Annotated in this window: 2 protein-coding genes and 1 pseudogene; 1 reads left to right on the forward strand and 2 read right to left on the reverse strand. The window is 72.1% G+C overall.

Annotation, left to right across the window (positions count from 1 at the left end; translation table 11 throughout):
* Nucleotides 1–121: 121 nt before the first annotated feature.
* Nucleotides 122–1,201 (reverse strand): annotated as a pseudogene (locus x551_RS21765) (M14 family zinc carboxypeptidase); the annotation flags it as partial.
* A gap of 105 nt (nt 1,202–1,306) precedes the next feature.
* Here x551_RS21765 and x551_RS26035 point away from each other — a divergent pair.
* Complete coding sequence (locus x551_RS26035) at nt 1,307–1,444, forward strand: hypothetical protein (protein ID WP_155935896.1); 138 nt, start codon at nt 1,307–1,309, stop codon at nt 1,442–1,444.
* A gap of 32 nt (nt 1,445–1,476) precedes the next feature.
* Here the strand turns inward: x551_RS26035 and x551_RS27980 are convergent.
* The coding region (locus tag x551_RS27980) for a sigma factor-like helix-turn-helix DNA-binding protein (RefSeq protein WP_275452082.1) at nt 1,477–1,741 on the reverse strand (265 nt) is incomplete at its 5' end.

Here is a 1,741-nt window from a genome sequence, read left to right on the forward strand (position 1 = left end):
GCGCAACTGCGCCGCGAAGTCGCCCCAGTGCCGCGCCTCGCGCGTCAGGCCGCGCAGCAGCACCCAGGGCTCGGCGTCGTCCGCCGCAGATCGCACGCCCGTGCTCACCGCCGCACCCCCGGTACCAGCGCGCCAGCGCCTGCTCCTGGTGCTGCTCGCGTGCCGTGCCCTGCGGCAGCCAGGCGGCATGGCCGCAGGCGGCGCGGGCGATGAAATCCAGCCAGGCCACGTGCCGCCGCAGCACGCGCTGCTGGCGATGCTGGATCAACGGATTGAACAGGCCGTGGCGCGTGAGCAGCTGGCGCGGGTTCTTCTTCACCCACAGCCACGAGCCCATCTCCAGCGTCAGCGGCAGGAACACGCGCTCGGAATGCTGCTCGCTGGCGCGCAGATAGAGGTGGTCCCACAGGTCGCCGTGCGCCAGGTACTGGCGGCTCTGCGGCTCGAACACGTAGCGGTGGTGAGTGTGCGCCTGGTCGAGCAGGACGTTCAGCGCATGCATCTCCGCCAGGTGCGGGATCGGCCGTGCCGTGTGGGCGTAGGGAAACCAGATGCGGTCGTGCAGGCCGAAGCCCGAGTGGCAGTCGACCGCGACGCTGAAGCGCCGCGTCAGCAGCTCCTCCTTCACCACGCGGCACAGCGCCTGGCTCTCGGCCTCCATCGCGGCGCCCAGCGCGCCGCGGTACCACGGCAGGCCGGCGCTGAGCCGCTGGCCGCCCACCAGGAAGGGCGCGCGATCGTCGGCGTCGACCGGCGCATTGCGCATCAGGTCCACGCCTTGCGGGTTGGCGCGCGTGCCGCGCCACAAGCCGCCAGGATTGACCAGCGGCATGAACACCAGGCGCAGCATGTCGAGCTGGCGGTGCAGCAGCACGTCCCACGACAGGCGGTTCACCACGCTGCGCAGGCAGGCCAGCACCACCTCGGCGCCGATCCGCTCCAGCCCGTGCACGCCGCCGAAGAAGCCCACCGCCGGCAGCGCCGGATCGGGGTTGCCCAGCGTGATGGCGTGAACCGGCAGGCAGAGGCCGTCGCCGACGCTCACCTCGCACACCACGCGCTGCTGCAGGTGCGCGCCGCCTTGCTCGACGATGCGCTGCAGTTCGGCGAGTTCGGCCAGTTCAGGAGAGATCACTCGGCACAGTCCGGCCACGGGAACCCCAGGATAGCGGCGCCGACCCGCCGGCATGGCCTTCTTCATGCGCCGCGGCGGGTTTCACCGCACCGCCATCAAGGTGTCACATGCCGCCGCTAGCGTGCGTCGGCACGGGCCTGTTCCAGGTCCGGCGCAACGCAGGGAGCCCCCATGAACGACGGTCGCACTCGACGCCAGCCTTTCGGCCTTCCGGCGCGCGCCCTCGGCAGCGCGCTGCTGTGGGGGGCGGTGGAGTTCGTCGCCTTGTGCCGCTCGCGCTGGGTGGGGCGGGGGCTGCGCAAGGCCTGACGCGGCCGCAGCGCGCGTCGCGCGGCAGGGCTCTACCAGTCCTTCAACCGCCGCTTGAGCTTCTGCACCACCACCGCGTGCATCTGCGACACGCGCGAGGGGCTGACGCCCAGCGACTCGGCGGCGTCCTGGTGGTCCAGGCCGCGCTCGTAGATCATCTTCATCATCAGCTGCTCGCGCTCTTCGAGCGTGTCGAACGCCGCGTTGAGGCCGTCGTGCGCTGGCGGCGCTGCAGGGCGGCCAGCGGGTCGGCGTGGTCGTCGGCGGTGGCGTGCAGGTCGTCCTCGGCGCCGCGGG

It is taken from the genome of Methylibium sp. T29 (assembly GCF_000576205.1).
Classification (GTDB): Bacteria; Pseudomonadota; Gammaproteobacteria; order Burkholderiales; family Burkholderiaceae_C; genus Methylibium; species Methylibium petroleiphilum.

Coding starts and splice junctions, on each gene's coding strand:
- x551_RS26035 (WP_155935896.1), top strand. CDS start 1,307: ATGAACGACGGTCGCACTCGACGCCAGCCTTTCGGCCTTCCGGCGCGC.